Annotated in this window: 15 protein-coding genes; 8 read left to right on the top strand and 7 right to left on the bottom strand. The window is 64.1% G+C overall.

Annotated elements, in window-relative coordinates; genetic code table 11:
• Positions 1–133 precede the first annotated feature (133 nt).
• Positions 134–1,240 (bottom strand): DNA polymerase III subunit beta, encoded by a 1,107-nt coding sequence (dnaN, locus tag AC1Z3W_RS36250; protein WP_006756934.1) that lies wholly within the window; start codon positions 1,238–1,240, stop codon positions 134–136.
• A 169-nt stretch (positions 1,241–1,409) separates the two neighbouring features.
• On the bottom strand, positions 1,410–2,987 hold the full coding sequence (gene dnaA, locus AC1Z3W_RS36245) for a chromosomal replication initiator protein DnaA (RefSeq protein WP_221624176.1): 1,578 nt from the start codon (positions 2,985–2,987) through the stop codon (positions 1,410–1,412).
• Between the two features lie 421 nt (positions 2,988–3,408).
• Here dnaA and rpmH point away from each other — a divergent pair, with 421 nt between their 5' ends.
• From rpmH to yidC, 4 genes are all read left to right on the top strand, one after another.
• Complete coding sequence (rpmH, locus tag AC1Z3W_RS36240) at positions 3,409–3,543, top strand: 50S ribosomal protein L34 (RefSeq protein WP_004198824.1); 135 nt, start codon at positions 3,409–3,411, stop codon at positions 3,541–3,543.
• 15 nt (positions 3,544–3,558) lie between these two features.
• On the top strand, positions 3,559–4,020 hold the full coding sequence (rnpA, locus tag AC1Z3W_RS36235) for a ribonuclease P protein component (protein ID WP_006756936.1): 462 nt from the start codon (positions 3,559–3,561) through the stop codon (positions 4,018–4,020).
• A gap of 75 nt (positions 4,021–4,095) precedes the next feature.
• Complete coding sequence (gene yidD, locus AC1Z3W_RS36230) at positions 4,096–4,362, top strand: membrane protein insertion efficiency factor YidD (RefSeq protein ID WP_006750110.1); 267 nt, start codon at positions 4,096–4,098, stop codon at positions 4,360–4,362.
• Between the two features lie 8 nt (positions 4,363–4,370).
• Positions 4,371–6,035, top strand: a complete 1,665-nt coding sequence (gene yidC / locus AC1Z3W_RS36225; RefSeq protein ID WP_057924671.1) for a membrane protein insertase YidC — start codon at positions 4,371–4,373, stop codon at positions 6,033–6,035.
• A gap of 128 nt (positions 6,036–6,163) precedes the next feature.
• Here the strand turns inward: yidC and AC1Z3W_RS36220 are convergent, their stop codons facing one another.
• Positions 6,164–6,601 carry a helix-turn-helix domain-containing protein gene (locus AC1Z3W_RS36220; RefSeq protein ID WP_057924670.1) on the bottom strand — a complete coding sequence of 146 codons (438 nt, stop codon included), beginning with the start codon at positions 6,599–6,601 and terminating at the stop codon, positions 6,164–6,166.
• A 338-nt stretch (positions 6,602–6,939) separates the two neighbouring features.
• On the opposite strand from AC1Z3W_RS36220, the gene mnmE reads away from it, so the two are divergent.
• Together mnmE and AC1Z3W_RS36210 are read left to right on the top strand one after the other, a co-directional pair.
• Positions 6,940–8,334, top strand: coding sequence for a tRNA uridine-5-carboxymethylaminomethyl(34) synthesis GTPase MnmE (gene mnmE, locus AC1Z3W_RS36215; RefSeq protein ID WP_057924669.1), 1,395 nt, complete (start codon positions 6,940–6,942; stop codon positions 8,332–8,334).
• Positions 8,335–9,175: 841 nt separating this feature from the next.
• A complete protein-coding gene (locus AC1Z3W_RS36210) occupies positions 9,176–11,518 on the top strand; it encodes a DUF5010 domain-containing protein (RefSeq protein ID WP_175825845.1) in 2,343 nt (780 codons plus the stop codon).
• 133 nt (positions 11,519–11,651) lie between these two features.
• Here the strand turns inward: AC1Z3W_RS36210 and AC1Z3W_RS36205 are convergent, their stop codons facing one another.
• The 4 genes from AC1Z3W_RS36205 to AC1Z3W_RS36190 all read right to left on the bottom strand — a co-directional run bounded on the left by AC1Z3W_RS36205 (position 11,652) and on the right by AC1Z3W_RS36190 (position 13,918).
• The gene (locus tag AC1Z3W_RS36205) at positions 11,652–11,777 is read right to left on the bottom strand and encodes a hypothetical protein (protein WP_260428269.1); all 126 of its coding nucleotides are present in this window, start codon (positions 11,775–11,777) and stop codon (positions 11,652–11,654) included.
• A gap of 149 nt (positions 11,778–11,926) precedes the next feature.
• Positions 11,927–13,285, bottom strand: coding sequence for a GGDEF domain-containing protein (locus AC1Z3W_RS36200; protein ID WP_124833729.1), 1,359 nt, complete (start codon positions 13,283–13,285; stop codon positions 11,927–11,929).
• Positions 13,286–13,395: 110 nt separating this feature from the next.
• Entirely contained in the window at positions 13,396–13,644 is a 249-nt protein-coding gene (locus AC1Z3W_RS36195; protein WP_057924665.1) for a DUF2795 domain-containing protein, read from the bottom strand.
• Between the two features lie 103 nt (positions 13,645–13,747).
• The gene (locus tag AC1Z3W_RS36190; RefSeq protein WP_162840546.1) at positions 13,748–13,918 is read right to left on the bottom strand and encodes a hypothetical protein; all 171 of its coding nucleotides are present in this window, start codon (positions 13,916–13,918) and stop codon (positions 13,748–13,750) included.
• 152 nt (positions 13,919–14,070) lie between these two features.
• On the opposite strand from AC1Z3W_RS36190, the gene speG reads away from it, so the two are divergent.
• On the top strand, positions 14,071–14,613 hold the full coding sequence (speG, locus tag AC1Z3W_RS36185; RefSeq protein WP_057924828.1) for a spermidine N1-acetyltransferase: 543 nt from the start codon (positions 14,071–14,073) through the stop codon (positions 14,611–14,613).
• Between the two features lie 489 nt (positions 14,614–15,102).
• Entirely contained in the window at positions 15,103–15,450 is a 348-nt protein-coding gene (gene sap1 / locus AC1Z3W_RS36180) for a surface attachment protein Sap1 (RefSeq protein ID WP_057924664.1), read from the top strand.
• The last annotated feature ends 14 nt before the right edge of the window (positions 15,451–15,464 follow it).

The following is a 15,464-nucleotide window of genomic DNA, read 5'->3' as shown; positions in this document are numbered from 1 at the left end:
AAATCGCCGGCCGCTCCAGTTTCCTGGCCTGCCCGAAGCGCCGAAAAGGCGCCAAAGGGACGGGTTGTCAGTTCGCCATAAAAACGCCAAAGGGGCTTGCCGCCCCCTGGTGTGTGTTGTGATGTCGAGCGCGTCAGATGCGCATCGGCATCACGACATACTTGAACTCGTCGTTCTCGGGCACGGTGATCAGCGCGCTCGAGCTGGCGTCGCCGAGGCTCACCTGCACGGTGTCGACCTTCAGGTTCGCGAGCACGTCGAGCAGATACGTGACGTTGAAGCCGATGTCGACGGTATCGCCCTGGTACGCGATTTCGAGTTCTTCCTGCGCCTCTTCCTGATCGGCGTTGGTCGACATGATCTTCAGCTGGCCCGGCGCAATGATGCAGCGCACGCCCTTGAACTTGTCCGAGGTCAGGATTGCCGCACGCTGCAGCGAACGCTGCAGCTCTTCACGGCCGATCTCGAACGTGTTCTTGTGCGCCTTCGGGATCACGCGCTGGAAGTCGGGGAACTTGCCCTCGACGAGTTTCGACACGAGCTCGACCTGGCCGAACGTGAACTTGGCCTGGGTCTGCGCGATGTCGATGGTGACGGTGTCGTCGATGTCCTCGAGCAGGCGCTGCAGCTCGAGAATCGTCTTGCGCGGCACGATGACTTCCTGGCGGCCGAACGTGCCGCCTTCGAGCTTCATCGACGAGAACGCGAGGCGGTGGCCGTCGGTGGCCACGGCCATCAGCTGGTCGCCGTCGACGACGAGCAGCATGCCGTTCAGGTAGTAGCGGATGTCCTGCTGCGCCATCGCGAAGTGCACCATGCCGAGCAACTGGCGGAACGACTTCTGCGGGACGGTCAGGGTCGCGCCGAAATCCTTGGCCTGCGCGACGGTCGGGAACTCGTCGGCCGCGAGCGTCTGCAGTGCGAAGCGGCTCTTGCCCGATTGAACGGTGAGGCGCTTGTCGGCGAGCGACAGCGTAACCTGGCCGTCAGGCATCGCGCGCAGGATGTCGAGCAGCTTGCGGGCCGCGACGGTGGTGGCCACCTGGTCGCCGCCGACGCCGAAATCGGCGCGCGTGGTGATCTGCAGCTCCAGGTCGGTCGACAGGAATGAAACGTCCGGGCCGTTCTTGGTGATCAGCAGGTTGGCGAGGATCGGCAACGTATGGCGGCGTTCGACGATGCCGCTGACCGTTTGCAGCGGCCTGAGGAGTGTGTCTCGTTCGGTCTTGACCAGTTGCATAGAGTTCCTTCGTTGAGTAACGGCCTGCAGCGCAGCAGCCTCGCAGCGCCCCGCCGGCCGGGCTCTTGGCCCGCCGCACCGGGGCGGTCAAACCTGTATTGTGCCTTAAAACCGAACCGCCCCCCTTAAATTGGGGCGGAGGCCGAATTATCAAGCGCGCCTCGCGCGCTCAGCCCTTGAGCGTCTGTTCCAGCACGTGCAGCTCGTGGTTGAGCTGCGCGTCCTTGCTGCGCTCGTCGGCGATCTTGCGCACGGCGTGCAGCACGGTGGTGTGATCGCGCCCGCCGAACAGTTCGCCGATCTCGGGCAGGCTCTTCTGCGTGAGTTCCTTCGCCAGGTACATCGCAATCTGCCGCGGCCGCGCGATGTTCGCGGGGCGCTTCTTCGAATACATGTCGGCGACCTTGATGTTGTAGAAGTCGGCGACGGTCTTCTGGATGTTCTCGACCGAAATCTGCCGGTTCTGCACGGTCAGCAGATCCTTCAGCGCTTCCTTGGTCAGCTCGATCGAGATCTCGCGGCCGTGGAACTTCGAATACGCGAGGATCTTGCGCAGCGCGCCTTCGAGCTCGCGCACGTTCGAGCGCAGGTGCTTCGCGACGAAGAACGCGACGTCCTCCGACAGGTTCACGCCTTCCGACTGCGCCTTGCGCATCAGGATCGCGACGCGCATTTCCAGCTCGGGCGGCTCGATCGCGACGGTGAGGCCGGAGTCGAAGCGCGAGATCAGGCGATCGTCGATGCCCGAGATTTCCTTCGGATACGTGTCGCTGGTGATGATCACCTGCGCCTTGTTCGCGACGAGTGCCTCGAACGCGTAGAAGAATTCCTCTTGCGTGCGCGACTTGCCCGAGAAGAACTGGATATCGTCGATCAGCAGCAGGTCGAGCGAGTGGTAGTAGCGCTTGAAGTCGTCGAACGCCTTGCGCTGGTACGCCTTCACCACGTCGGACACGTATTGCTCGGCGTGGATATAGCGGATCCGCGCGCCGGCCTTGTCGAGCAGCAACTGGTTGCCGATCGCGTGAATCAGGTGGGTCTTGCCGAGGCCGACGCCGCCGTACAGGAACAGCGGGTTGTACGAGATGCCGGGGTTGTCCGCGACCTGGATCGCGGCGGCGCGTGCAAGCTGGTTCGCTTTACCGGTCACGAAGTTGTCGAACGTGAGCACGGGGTTCAGCTTCGAGCGTTCGTACATCGAATCGGCTTCGCCGCCGTTCGCGGGCGCGGCACCGGGGCCCGGGCGCCAGGTGCGGCGGCCGGCGGCCGCTTCGTGCGCGGGCAGGCTCGGCAGGTCGATGTCGGCGTCGTCGGCGTTCAGGTGGTGCGCGGCGGCCGCCGACGGCGTCATGGGCACGTCAGCCGGCGCGGCGGGCGCAGCCGAAGCATTCGCGGTCAGGTTGGCGGCGATCGCAGCCACCGTCGCGGCCGGGCCGGTCGGGACCAGCGGCGCGCGCGGGGCGGCCGATGCTGCCCCGGCGGCGGCGCTGCGCATGCCGGCCTTCGGATCGAGGACGAACTGGACTTCGATCGGCGTGTTCCAGAATTCTCGGGCCAGATCCGAGATCCGACCCGAAAACTGGCTCTTGACCCAGTCCAGCTTGAAGCGGTTCGGCGCGGCGATGGACAGCGTGTTCGCCGACGCATCGAAGGCCACCGGGGCCAAGGGTTTGATCCACGTCACGTACTGTTGGGGCGTCAGCTCGCGCTCCAGCAGTGCGGAACAGTGTTGCCAGAATTCGTTCATCAAGTAACTGTCGTTTTTTGCGTGCACAGTGCGGCTCGCCGGCGCCCTTGTCGCGGTTGCGCAACAAGGCCCGAAGCGGTCGTGCGAGCGTGCCTCGGACGCCTGCGTCACAGTCGTGCAAAGGCAGGCGAGCGCCGAAGCGGCGTGCGGGATTCTTGGAGATAAGGCGAGATTCTAACGCCAAACGCGGCCACAGCGGGACTTATCCACAGGCTGTGATTGTGGGTCGCGGGGCCGGATCGGAGTGGGCCGGCACAGGCGATCGACTCCTAAAGTATTGACCGTCAACGGAAAAACGGTTTAAATAGCGGGTTCCGCGAAAACCAATCCTGTATTCCCGGCGATTGCGTTCGCCCGAATGCCTCCGGTTAAGGGCACGCGGTCCCCTGAATTTCGACATTCTCGAACAAGTGAGAACATCATGAAACGTACTTACCAACCGTCCGTGACGCGCCGCAAGCGCACCCATGGCTTCCGTGTCCGCATGAAGACGGCAGGTGGCCGCAAGGTCATCAACGCTCGCCGCGCGAAGGGCCGCAAGCGCCTCGCCATCTAAGGCAGGTTGCGCGCTGTGTCCGCCGTCCGCAGTCCTGCGGAAGGTACCGTCGAGCCGGGTGCGAATCCGTCGCAGACGAAAGCCGCCTTCCCGAAAGCTGCGCGACTTCTGAAAACGGATGAATTTTCATCCGTTTTTCGTTTGCGCCCCTGGCGGCGCTCCGCGCACTTCGTGATCTACGGCAAGCCGACCGGCCAGCCTGCCCGCCTGGGGCTCGTCGTCGGCAAGAAGTATGCGCCGCGTGCAGTAACCCGTAATCTCGTGAAGCGGCTGGCGCGCGACGCGTTTCGCTTGCGCCGGGCCGAATTCGCCGGTTACGACTTGCTGCTGCGGCAGCACACGCGCTTCGACAAGAAAGCGCTGCCGAGCGCGGCTTCCGCCCCGCTCGCGGCGATGTGTGCGGCCGAAATCCGCGAACTGCTCGACAGGGCGGTCCGGGAGATCGCCCGCCGGGCGTCGAAGCCCGCGTCCGAGTGACGCATCCGTGCCCGGTGCGGCGTTCGCGCCCGCCCGGCCGGTTTTGACGCGGCGTCGAACGGCGCCGCCCAAGGTATGGAAACGGTATTGATCGCCTTGCTGCGCTTCTACAAGGTTGCCGTGAGCCCTATGCTCGGCAACCGTTGCCGTTTTTATCCTTCCTGTTCGGATTACGCGCGCGAGGCAATCCAGTATCATGGCGCCGCGCGCGGCACGTATCTCGCCGTCAGGCGCGTGTGCCGATGCCATCCGTTTTCCGCGGGCGGCATCGACCTCGTCCCGCCGCCCAACTCCGACACTCGCGCTCGCGGCGAAGCCGACGCGCGGTCCCATCGACTCTGAGACAACGCATGGATATCAAACGCACCGTCCTATGGGTGATCTTCTTCATGTCAGCTGTCATGCTGTACGACAACTGGCAGCGGTCCCATGGACGCCCGTCGATGTTCTTCCCGAGCGCAACGCAGACGGCCCCCGCGGCTGCCGGCGGTGCATCGGGCACGGGCGCGACGACGACGACCGCAGGTGAAGTGCCTGCCGCCGCAGCGGGCGCCGCACCGTCGACGACGGCACCGGCCGCACAGGCGCAGCTCGTGAAGTTCTCGACCGACGTGTATGACGGCGAAATCGACACGCGCGGCGGCACGCTCGCGAAGCTGACGCTGAAGAAGCAGGGCGACGGCAAGCAGCCCGACCTGTACATCACGCTGTTCGACCACACGGCCGGCCACACGTACCTCGCACGCTCGGGCTTGCTCGGCGGCGACTTCCCGAACCACAACGACGTCTACACGCAGGTCAATGCGGGCCCGACGTCGCTGACGGGCGACCAGAACACGCTGAAGCTGTCGTTCGAGTCGCCGGTGAAGGGCGGCGTGAAGGTCGTGAAGACCTACACGTTCACGCGCGGCAGCTACGTGATCGGCGTCGACACCAAGATCGACAACGTCGGCACGGCACCGGTCACGCCGACGGTCTACATGGAACTGGTGCGCGACAACACGGCCGTCGAAACGCCGATGTTCTCGCATACGTTCCTCGGGCCGGCGGTCTATACGGACGCGAAGCACTTCCAGAAGATCAACTTCAGCGATCTCGACAAGAACAAGGCCGACTACGTGACCTCCGCCGACAACGGCTGGGTCGCGATGGTGCAGCACTACTTCGCGTCGGCCTGGATTCCGCAGCAGGGTGCGAAGCGCGACATCTACGCTGAAAAGATCGATCCGACGCTGTATCGCGTCGGCGTGAAGCAGCCGGTCGCCGCGATCGCGCCGGGCCAGTCGGCCGACGTGCAGGCGCGCCTGTTCGCCGGTCCGGAAGAGGAGCGCATGCTCGAAGGCATCGCGCCGGGCCTGGAGCTCGTGAAGGACTACGGCTGGGTGACGATCATCGCGAAGCCGCTGTTCTGGCTGCTCGAGAAGATCCATGGGCTCGTCGGCAACTGGGGCTGGGCGATCGTGCTGCTCACGGTGCTGATCAAGGCCGTGTTCTTCCCGCTGTCGGCCGCGAGCTACAAGTCGATGGCGCGCATGAAGGAAATCACGCCGCGCATGCAGGCGCTGCGCGAACGCTTCAAGAGCGATCCGCAGAAGATGAACGCCGCGCTGATGGAGCTGTACAAGACCGAGAAGGTCAATCCGTTCGGCGGCTGCCTGCCGGTCGTGATCCAGATCCCGGTGTTCATCTCGCTGTACTGGGTGCTGCTCGCGTCGGTCGAAATGCGCGGCGCGCCGTGGATTCTGTGGATCCACGACCTGTCGCAGCGCGATCCGTTCTTTATCCTGCCGGTGCTGATGGCCGTGTCGATGTTCGTGCAGACGAGCCTGAACCCGACCCCGCCGGACCCGGTCCAGGCGAAGATGATGAAGTTCATGCCGATCGCATTCTCGGTGATGTTCTTCTTCTTCCCGGCCGGCCTGGTGCTGTACTACGTCGTGAACAACGTGCTGTCGATCGCACAGCAGTACTACATCACGCGCAAGCTCGGCGGCGTCAAGAAGAAGCCGGCCTGACGCTCGTGACACACGCGGGCGGTGAGCCGCTCGCGATGCACGTAAAAAAGCCGCATGGTGCGATCCATGCGGCTTTTTCATTTCCGGCGGGTGGCGCGGCGGCGCGTGCGTATGTTGGCCGCCGCCGTTCAGGCCTTCTTTGCTTCGATTTTCGCGTCACCGCCGTAGAACTGCTCGATCAGTTCCTGGACGAGGTAACGCTGATGCGGCGGCAGCGCCTCGATCTTCGACGCGAGTTCGATCGTCTCGGGCGTCGGCGGATAGCGTTCGTCACGCGGCAACGGTTGCGGCGTCGTGTGCTCGATCACGCTCGGCGACGGGCCATAGTGCAGCCAGTGCAGTTCGACGCGCAACCACTCGGCGAGCGTGTCGAGTTTGTCCGGCGTCGGAATCGTGCGGCCCGTCAGCCATTTGTGGGCGGTTTGCGGCGAAACCGGCTGCGCACCACGGTGACGCAGATTGAATCGGTTCGCGAGCTCCGTCGCACCGGTGACCTTCTCCGGGCTGCGCCGCAAGGCGAATTTCAGGCGTTCCGAGAACGCTGCTTTTTCTTCGGGTGTCGGCATGGAGTGATTGTGCAATTTCACCGACGCGTCTCAGACAACCATATAGGCTAAACATAGCCTATTCGGATGAATCTCAACCTGTCGCGGAGCATACGGCGGAATTGGGGGCCCCGGTGTTGGGCCGCTCTGACGGGCATACTCGTCCGAAATGGACAGTACACGGCTGTCCGGGATTGATACTCGACTTAGCTCCGTCGGGATAAATTCGGGCGAGTTCGAAACCGATGACGCGTCCGGTGGCCTGCGGGCCGGCACGCTACAATGCCGGCGTCTCGATGCCCGCAACTGTTGCGCGGGCGCACCATTCACTGTCTGCTTACCCGATTCGTCCGATTCCCATGCTCGCTACCGATTCCGATCCGATCGTTGCCATTGCCACTGCTGCCGGCCGGGGCGGCATCGGCGTCGTCCGCGTATCGTTCGGGCGCGTCGGCGAGGCGGCCGCGCGGCCGCTGATCGAAGTGTTGTGCGGGCAGCGGCTCGCACCGCGGCATGCGAGCTACGTGCCGTTCCTCGACGAGCACGGCGCGCCGCTCGACCGCGGGATCGCGCTGTATTTCCCCGCGCCGCACTCGTACACCGGCGAGCATGTGCTGGAACTGCAGGGGCATGGCGGGCCGATCGTGATGCAGCTGCTGCTGCAGCGTTGCCTGGATGCGGGGCGAAGCTTCGGGCTGCGGCTCGCGGAGCCGGGCGAGTTCACGCGGCGCGCGTTCCTGAACGACAAGCTCGACCTCGCGCAGGCCGAGGCCGTCGCGGACCTGATCGAGGCGAGTACCGAGGCGGCGGCGCGCTCGGCCGGGCGCTCGCTCGACGGCGCGTTTTCGCGGCAGATCCATGCGCTCGTCGAGGACGTGATTACGCTGCGGATGCTGGTCGAGGCGACGCTCGATTTCCCGGAAGAGGAAATCGACTTCCTGGAGGCGGCCGATGCGCGCGGCAAGCTCGCGAAGATCCGCGAGCAACTGGCGCACGTGCTCGGCGATGCGCGGCAGGGTGCGCTGCTGCGCGAGGGGCTGTCGGTCGTACTGGCGGGGCAGCCGAACGTCGGCAAGTCGTCGCTGCTGAATGCGCTTGCCGGCGCGGAGCTGGCGATCGTCACGCCGATCGCCGGCACGACGCGCGACAAGGTCGCGCAGACGATCCAGGTCGAAGGGATTCCGCTGCACATCATCGATACGGCCGGGTTGCGCGAGACGGAGGACGAAGTCGAGCGGATCGGGATTGCACGCACGTGGAGCGAGATCGAGCGCGCGGACGTCGTACTGCATCTGCTCGATTCGCGCACGGGGATGACGGCGGATGATGAGACGATCGCGGCGCGGTTTCCGGGCGGCGTGCCGGTGGTGCGCGTGCTGAACAAGACCGATCTCACTGGCGTGCCGGCGTGCGTCGAGCATCCGGCGGCGGAAGGTGATCTAACCGAGGTGCATCTGTCGGCGAAGCGTGGCGACGGGATCGACATGCTGCGTGCGGAGCTGCTGCGCATCGCGGGATGGCAGGCGGGTGCCGAAGGCGTTTATCTGGCGCGCGAGCGGCATCTGATCGCGTTGCGGGCGGCGCGGGAGCATCTGGCGCAGGCGGCCGATCATGCGGAGCAGCGCGCGCAGTCGCTCGATCTGTTTGCGGAGGAGTTGCGGCTCGCGCAGGAGCAGCTCAATGCGATTACCGGCGAGTTCACTTCGGATGATCTGCTGGGGGTGATTTTCAGCAGGTTTTGTATCGGGAAGTAACGCGTCACGAAAAACCGTCCCGTTGCCGGGATGAGTGCCGTCGTGATCGACGATGTAATCCGGGCCGGGTTTTCCGCGTTATCCCACCGGGTAAAAGATTTTCGTTTGCGATTCATCCGGGCCTGCTGCACTGGGAGCGAACCACACGACGGCGGTCATCCGAATACCCCATGCCACAGCTGAAACAGCTGATCACTGTCCGGGGTTGTCAAAGTAACGCGCTCCAATTACTGTCCTTTCGACGGCAAATTGTCTGGTGTTTTTTCGCGATTTCGTCGCTTCGTTTCCCGAAGCGACGAGGACGTGTTGCGTGACCTGAATCCGCTGGGCGCTGATAGAGCCGTCAACAAATCCATAAACAGACAAATTACGGAGACGGCTTTGACTACGCGACGGGCATTTATCGGGACGCTCGCCCTTTCTCCTTCGATTCTGATTTCACTGCCGGCCGATGCCCGCTCGGGCGGGCTGGATGGGATGTACATCAATGCGGTCGCCATTGCGACAACCGGGCGCGTGCCGACCGAGGACGAGAAGGAACAATGGCAGCGCGTGCTGGACACTAGCGGGAGGGAGGCGCTGCTTCATTCCGTGCTGGTCAGTCCGGATTGCTGCCGGTTTCTGGTCGCGAATCTCTACCGGGGCTTGCTCGGGCGCGAACCCGATCAGGGCGGCGGGCAATCGCTGAGCGAGGTGGCGCGCACGAGCGGCCTCGACGATGCCATCGTCGCGATACTGTCATCCGACGAGTATTACGAGGTCCGGGCAGGCAGCAGCAACCGCATGTACGTGACGGCACTCGCGTGCGATGTGCTCGAGCGGTCGAGCGTCGACGACATGGATGCCATCGTCGGCAGGCTCGACGGCGGGGCGAATCGCGCGACAGTTGCTGGGGAGCCGGGCCGCTGTCTCGACGAAGGTCGAGTATGCAGTCGGCGCATACCTGTCTCGTGCCGCGGTTCCAGCGGATGTCACCCAGTTCGGCGGCGATGGTTCCACGGGGCGCGTGATCGCCGCGGTGCTGGCGAGCGACGCCTTCTATCAGCGAGCGGCACGCACGTCGTTCATCGCCGGCAACGACAGCATGCGCATTCTCGGCAGCCTGATGGCCGCCGCGGGCGTCGACTCGCTCGATCCGGCGGTGCGGGCACGGTTGCAGCGCCGGGCCGAACAATACCTCAGCGGCGACATCGGCCTGAATGTCGTCGCGTACGAACTGTTGATGGAGGCGCGTCCGCTAGTGTCGCGATTGTCGCCGAGGCGTCTGAAGCTGGCGGAGCGGGCGGTATCCGTCAGCCGGCGTGACGAATCGAAGGCGCATGCATTGCCCGCGCCGAAGGGCGCGCGTGTGGCGCGTGCCGGGCAGGTCGCCGATACCCGCGCATCGCGCGCGAAGGCGGCGGCCTATCTGGCATCGACCGCGTGCCTCGGATGGGATCCGTCGGTCCTGCGCAGGGCGCCGCCGGGTTGGCGGGACGCGTCGGGCGAACTGAACGTGCCGGTCGATCTGCAGGATCCGCCGCCTAGCTATTGCGGCGACGAGCGCGTCGTCTGCACGACGTATTTCTACTGGTATGACGTGATCAACGGCGCGGACTACCTGAAGAACCCGGATGGTGCGCAAGCGAGCGGCGACGAGTATGCGTTCGCGGTCACGCCAAGTGACCTGAAGGGGTTGAGCTACACGTTGCCGGCCTGGCACGACGAGCAATTGCGCGACGTCGTCAGTGCCGGCATCGACGTGATCCTCCCGGTGTATTTCGGCTCGCCCTTCGCGAGCGCGGATGACCTGACGCAAGCCGAAATCAGTGCGAACCGGCCATCCCGTTTCAGCGATCCGGGGCTCGTCCAGATCGTCGCGGCGCTGAACCGGCGCAAGCAGAGCGGGCAGGCGGTGCCGCGGGTCGGGATGTTCTATGACACCACGACGCTGACGCCGAACAATGCGAAGTCGTGGCACGTCGATTCGGCGGTGTATGCGGGCAAGGCGTGGTTCTACGAGACGGTTCGAAACTTCTTCTCGATCGTGCCGCCCGAGCACTGGGCGTGCATCGAAGGGCGGCCGGTCATCTACGTGTATCACCCGAGCTTCGCAAAGCACGTCGGCGAGGATCTCTATCCGTTCGTGCGTCACCGGTTCCAGCTCGAGTTCGGTGTGGATCCGTATATCGTGTCGGCCTCCGAAGAGGAGGCGCCACGCGTCACGGATCCGCGCGGCCTGAAGTCGATCGCATCGCGCTTCGTGAACACGTCCTATTTGGATCAGCTTGCCGATCTGCTTGGCGGCAACGAGTTCTTTGGCCGGGCCGGCCAGTCGACGACCGGTTTCGTCAATCGCCTCTATGAAAAGATCTATCGCCGCGCGCCGACGCAGGACGAGTTGCGGGCGCTCGGGCCGATCGCGAATGCACGAGGGCGGGTCGCGGCAGCGCACACGCTGCTGGGAACGGCGTCTGCGCGTGTGGCGCTCGCCGCCGATCTCCATCAGCGGCTCATGCCGATCGGGCAGTCGTTCGATACGCTGCAGACCCAGCTCACGTCACATGCACCGGTCCGCAGGTTCGTCCAGGGCGGCGATTACTACGTGCTGCTCGCCGACCTGCTGGCGTCCGACGCGTTCTACCGATTCAGCGGCTCGAGCACGGATGCACTGGTCGAAGGCGTATTGCAGCGTGTGCTGTGGCGATGCACGAATCCGCAGTGCCGAACCTGTTCGACCACGTCGACCGACGGTGCGATGCGTGACGAATTGCGCGTTCGCCTGAAGATGCGGGACCGGAGATCGGCGCTACTCGCCTTCGTGAAGCAGTATCCGACCGCGGACGCGCTGGTGTCGTATGCACTGTTCTATTATCTCGGCCGTTTCTATCCAGGTCCGTTCGACAGCACGTTTTACTGGAGCGCGGCAATCTGTCCGACTTTCCGAGGCGTCGTGTCTATCGGGCCCGGCTACAGCCAGAAGAACCTGTCGTCACGTCATCCGATCGAAGTGCCACGCGAGAAAGGCGCGCTGTATCGACGAAACTGGGAGCGAATCCTCGCGATGGACCCTCGGCCGACGATGGTGCACATCGAGACGTGGAACGAGTTTTTCGAGGGGACGGCGATCTGCGACAGCAAGGAGTACGGCCGCCAATATATCGAACTCACTGCGGAGTATGCGAAGCGGTACAAGGCGACGTGAGCAAGTTGCCGACGTCGCAGTCGCGCGACCGCGTGCGATGCTCAGGCGACTGGCTCGGATGAGAGAACGGGCCAGTCGAGGCGCCCGTCGCGCGACTGCAGGCGCGCGGGGGCGAAGACGGGAACCGGCAACATCAATCCCAATGTCGATGATGATGGTAATACCCGCCACCACCGTAATACCCGCCACCATCCGGTACCACGACGCAGCCGCTCAACAGCACGACCACGCCGGCAATCAGCAAAAGGGCTTTCTTCATCACGTTCACCTGCTCGGATTCGACATGAACCCAGCATAGCGAGCGTCCTCAACACTGGCTGTAAGCGATCGTTTCCCTGACCCGCAATCCGTAACGGCGGATTATTCCGGTCACAATGACCGTAACAATTTCCCAATCCGCAGACGTTTTCACGCCACGACGACGCGGTTTCGCCCCGCATCCTTCGCGCGGTACAGCGCGGCATCGGCGGCTTCGATCAACGCATCGGGTGTCGACAGGTCATCGGCCGCCACGGTCGCGCAGCCGACGCTGACGCTCACGCGTCCTGGCTGCGACGCAGGCATCGCGAGATCGAGCCGCAGCACCGCTTCGCGCGCTTCTTCGGCCACGACCCGCGCACCGCGCGCGCCGGTGTTCGGCAGCACGATCGCAAACTCCTCGCCGCCGTAGCGCGCGACGATATCCGCAGGACGCCGTACCGCACCGGCCAGCGCATTCGCGACCGCGATCAGGCAAGCATCGCCCTTCACGTGGCCGAACGCGTCGTTGTATGCCTTGAAGTGATCGACGTCGACCATCAGCAGCGACAGCGATTCGCCTTGCCGGCGCGCCTGCAGGAACAGCGTGTGAAAGTGATCGTTGAAGTGGTTGCGGTTGAACGCACCGGTCAACCCGTCGCGCGCGGACGATCGAACCAGCGTCGCGTGCGCCTCGAACAGTTGCTGATACAACTTCGTCACTTCCCAGGCGAGCACGCATACCAGCACGCCGGGCGTGAACATGCTGAACACGCGCGCGAGATACCAGCCGATCGTGAAGCGGTTGGTGGTCAGCAGGTTCAGCGTCGTGTCGGTGAGGCACGCGAGCACCGCGATCGCGAGCCACAGATCGAGCGTCGTGCGCAGCCGGCCCGAGGCCACCACGGCAACGAGCGCGAGCGCATTGAGGCTCCACACGGCCAGTGCAATCCCGTTGACGGGTAGTACGGCCGCGTCGCCCGGCGGATGGAACGCGGGCGGCAGCGCGACGTTCAGCGCGAGCACGCACAACAGCGCGGCCGCGACGGCCGGGCCGCCGACCAGCGCGAAGGCCCACCGGCGTGTCTGCGCCGCGCCGACCGGCGCACGCGTGAGTCGCTCGCGCGCGAGCAGCGCGGCCATCACGAAGCACGGAAAGCCCGCATGCCAGAAGATCCACATCCACGCGGCGGTTTGCGGACGCGCGCCAAGCAAGCCATGCGGCGCAAATACGCCGGGAAAGGTGAGCAGCTGCAGCGCGACGGCGAGCGCGGTGAACGCATAGGCGCCGCCGAGCGCACCGAGCACGGGCTGGCGCGTCACGGTGAACTGCGCGCCGAGGAAGAACGCGGCGATGCTCGCGGTGGTGAACACGGTGAGCGCGCACATCGGCATGAACGGCTCGACGGCCGGCAGCGCGACGTTCGCGCGCGGCACGGCGATCCCGAGCGCGAGCACGATGACGAGCGCTGTCAGCGCGCCGAACCACAGCTGACGACGCGTCGTATGCTGGATCAGGATACCTTCCATGGATTCCCCCGGGCGCTCGTGCGGTCACACCCGGTCTTGGCGCCGGGCAGCATGCATCCGGCCGCGGCGCGACCGGTGCGGCCCGATCCTATCGCGTTATTCGCGTGCGCTCAAATACCGAGGCCGGGACCGAAGTTGCCGGCGACCCAGCGCGTGACGGCATCGACGTCCGCATAGTCCTGTTCGGGCAGGCCGTCGAGCATCGACAGTACTTCGTTGCTCGCGCCGGCGTCGCGCGCGGCGTCGACGATCGCATCCTTGTTCGCGGGGTAGCGGACGGCGGCCAGCACGTCGGCGATCTGCAGGTCGATCGCTTCGCTGGGGATGTCGTGCGGAGGGAGAGCGGGTTTGTCGTTCACGTCGGCGTCTCGCTGATTGAGCGGGAATCGGTTCGTTGCGGAAGGGGGCTGCACCGTTCGGAGTACTCCGCCCGAACGGAGTCCTGCGGTGAGGGCGATCGACTCAGTGTCCGCGCCGCGCCCGGCGCCACGGATGCTTCCAGTCGATATGCGGTGCATTTTCGTCGCGCGGATGCTGGCGCCGATGTTCCTGCCACAGTTCGTCGGAGAACAGCGCAGCCACGATCACGAGTGGCAGCACGAGAAAGATGCCGAGTATGACTTGCTCGATCACGATAGCCTCCTTGCGGTGGCAGGAACCCTTACTCCCATTCTAGGCTCTGAACCTCGCCCGCGGTCAACTTCTTACAGTGCGGAACGCGCGCCCTTCGCAGCGGCGCCTCACGGGTGTTTCACGTACGCGCGGGCATCAAAAAGGACACGAACATGCAACTTCAGAACGACAAGCACACGCTTGCACTGCGGCCGCTGGAGCGCCAGGACCTGCGTTTCGTTCACGAGCTGAACAACGACGCAAAGATCATGCGCTACTGGTTCGAGGAGCCGTACGAAACCTTCTCCGAGCTGTCGCAACTGTATGACCGCCACGTGCATGACCAGCGCGAGCGCCGTTTCGTCGCGGTCGATCCGCGGGACGAACTGGTCGGTCTCGTCGAGTTGATCGAGCTCGACTACATCCATCGTCGCGGCGAGTTCCAGATCATCATCGCGCCCCAATGCCAGGGGCGTGGCTATGCAGGGCAGGCGACGCGTCTCGCGATCGAATACGCGTTCAAGGTGCTGAACATGCGCAAGCTGTACCTGATCGTCGATACGTCTAATGCGGCGGCCATCCACGTGTACGAGAAATGCGGATTCCAGCACGAGGCGGAATTGAAGGAAGAATTTTTCGGAAACGGCGCGTATCACAACGCATATCGCATGTGCATCTTCCAGCGCGATTATTTCGAGCGTCCGCAATCGGTCTGAATAACGCCGGGTAAAAAAACACGGACGAACATGGCCTGCGGCCCCGCTGCCGCAGGCCCCGGACCACTCGGGAAAATACGGGTAAATACGAACGCGCTTATACCTGGCATTTTTCTTGTATCAGGTAAATCGGCTCTTGCACTGCGGTAAATTCATATCGTTTCGGATGACTTTGTGTGCAATGCATCAAAATGGTCCTGATATCGAAATGAATTATCCAAACCGTTCAACGGGTGCATTGTAACTTTGCTGAAAGCGTTGTCGGACAACGCTCTGCGCCCGGCGACACGGGGCGGGTCGCCGGCCGGCAGGCGCTGCGCGGCACGCGAAAAGCGCGTGCGCACAGGGTGCGACAATTCGCCGCTATTGCGATCGCACAACAAATGTGCTTGATATCGCTTGCCGGTCTTCTAAAGTGAAAAACGCGGGTTCACGATCACCTTTAAACACATAGCTAACCCAGCCTGCCTGCAAGCCTGGAGACAGAACATGATGAAGCGAACCGGTGTCCTTTTTGCCCTCGTCGGTGCATTTTCCGTGGTGTCGATCGCCCAGGCGGGCGGCGATGCGGCTGTCCAGCCGAAGCAGGAAATCCAGCTGACGAAGAATGCGTGGGGCTGTCTGTCGAAAGACAATCTGGACTCCGTATTGAGTCACGAACGTGACGGCAAGTCGCAGGCGAAGCAGCAGTACTTCGACGACTACCGTTGCCTGTCGGTGCCGGAAGGCCAGCGCTTCCGCGTGGTGTCGGTCGATCAGGGCGACGTCCAGTTCGTCAGCGCCGACAACGGCGACCAGCAGGGTCTCTGGACCGATTCGCGCTTCGTCAAGCAGTAACCCGCACGCGCACC

The organism is Burkholderia sp. 10_S31, from assembly GCF_056930375.1.
The sequence above is the reverse complement of the archived record's forward strand: the minus strand, read 5'-3'. Positions and strand labels throughout refer to the sequence as shown.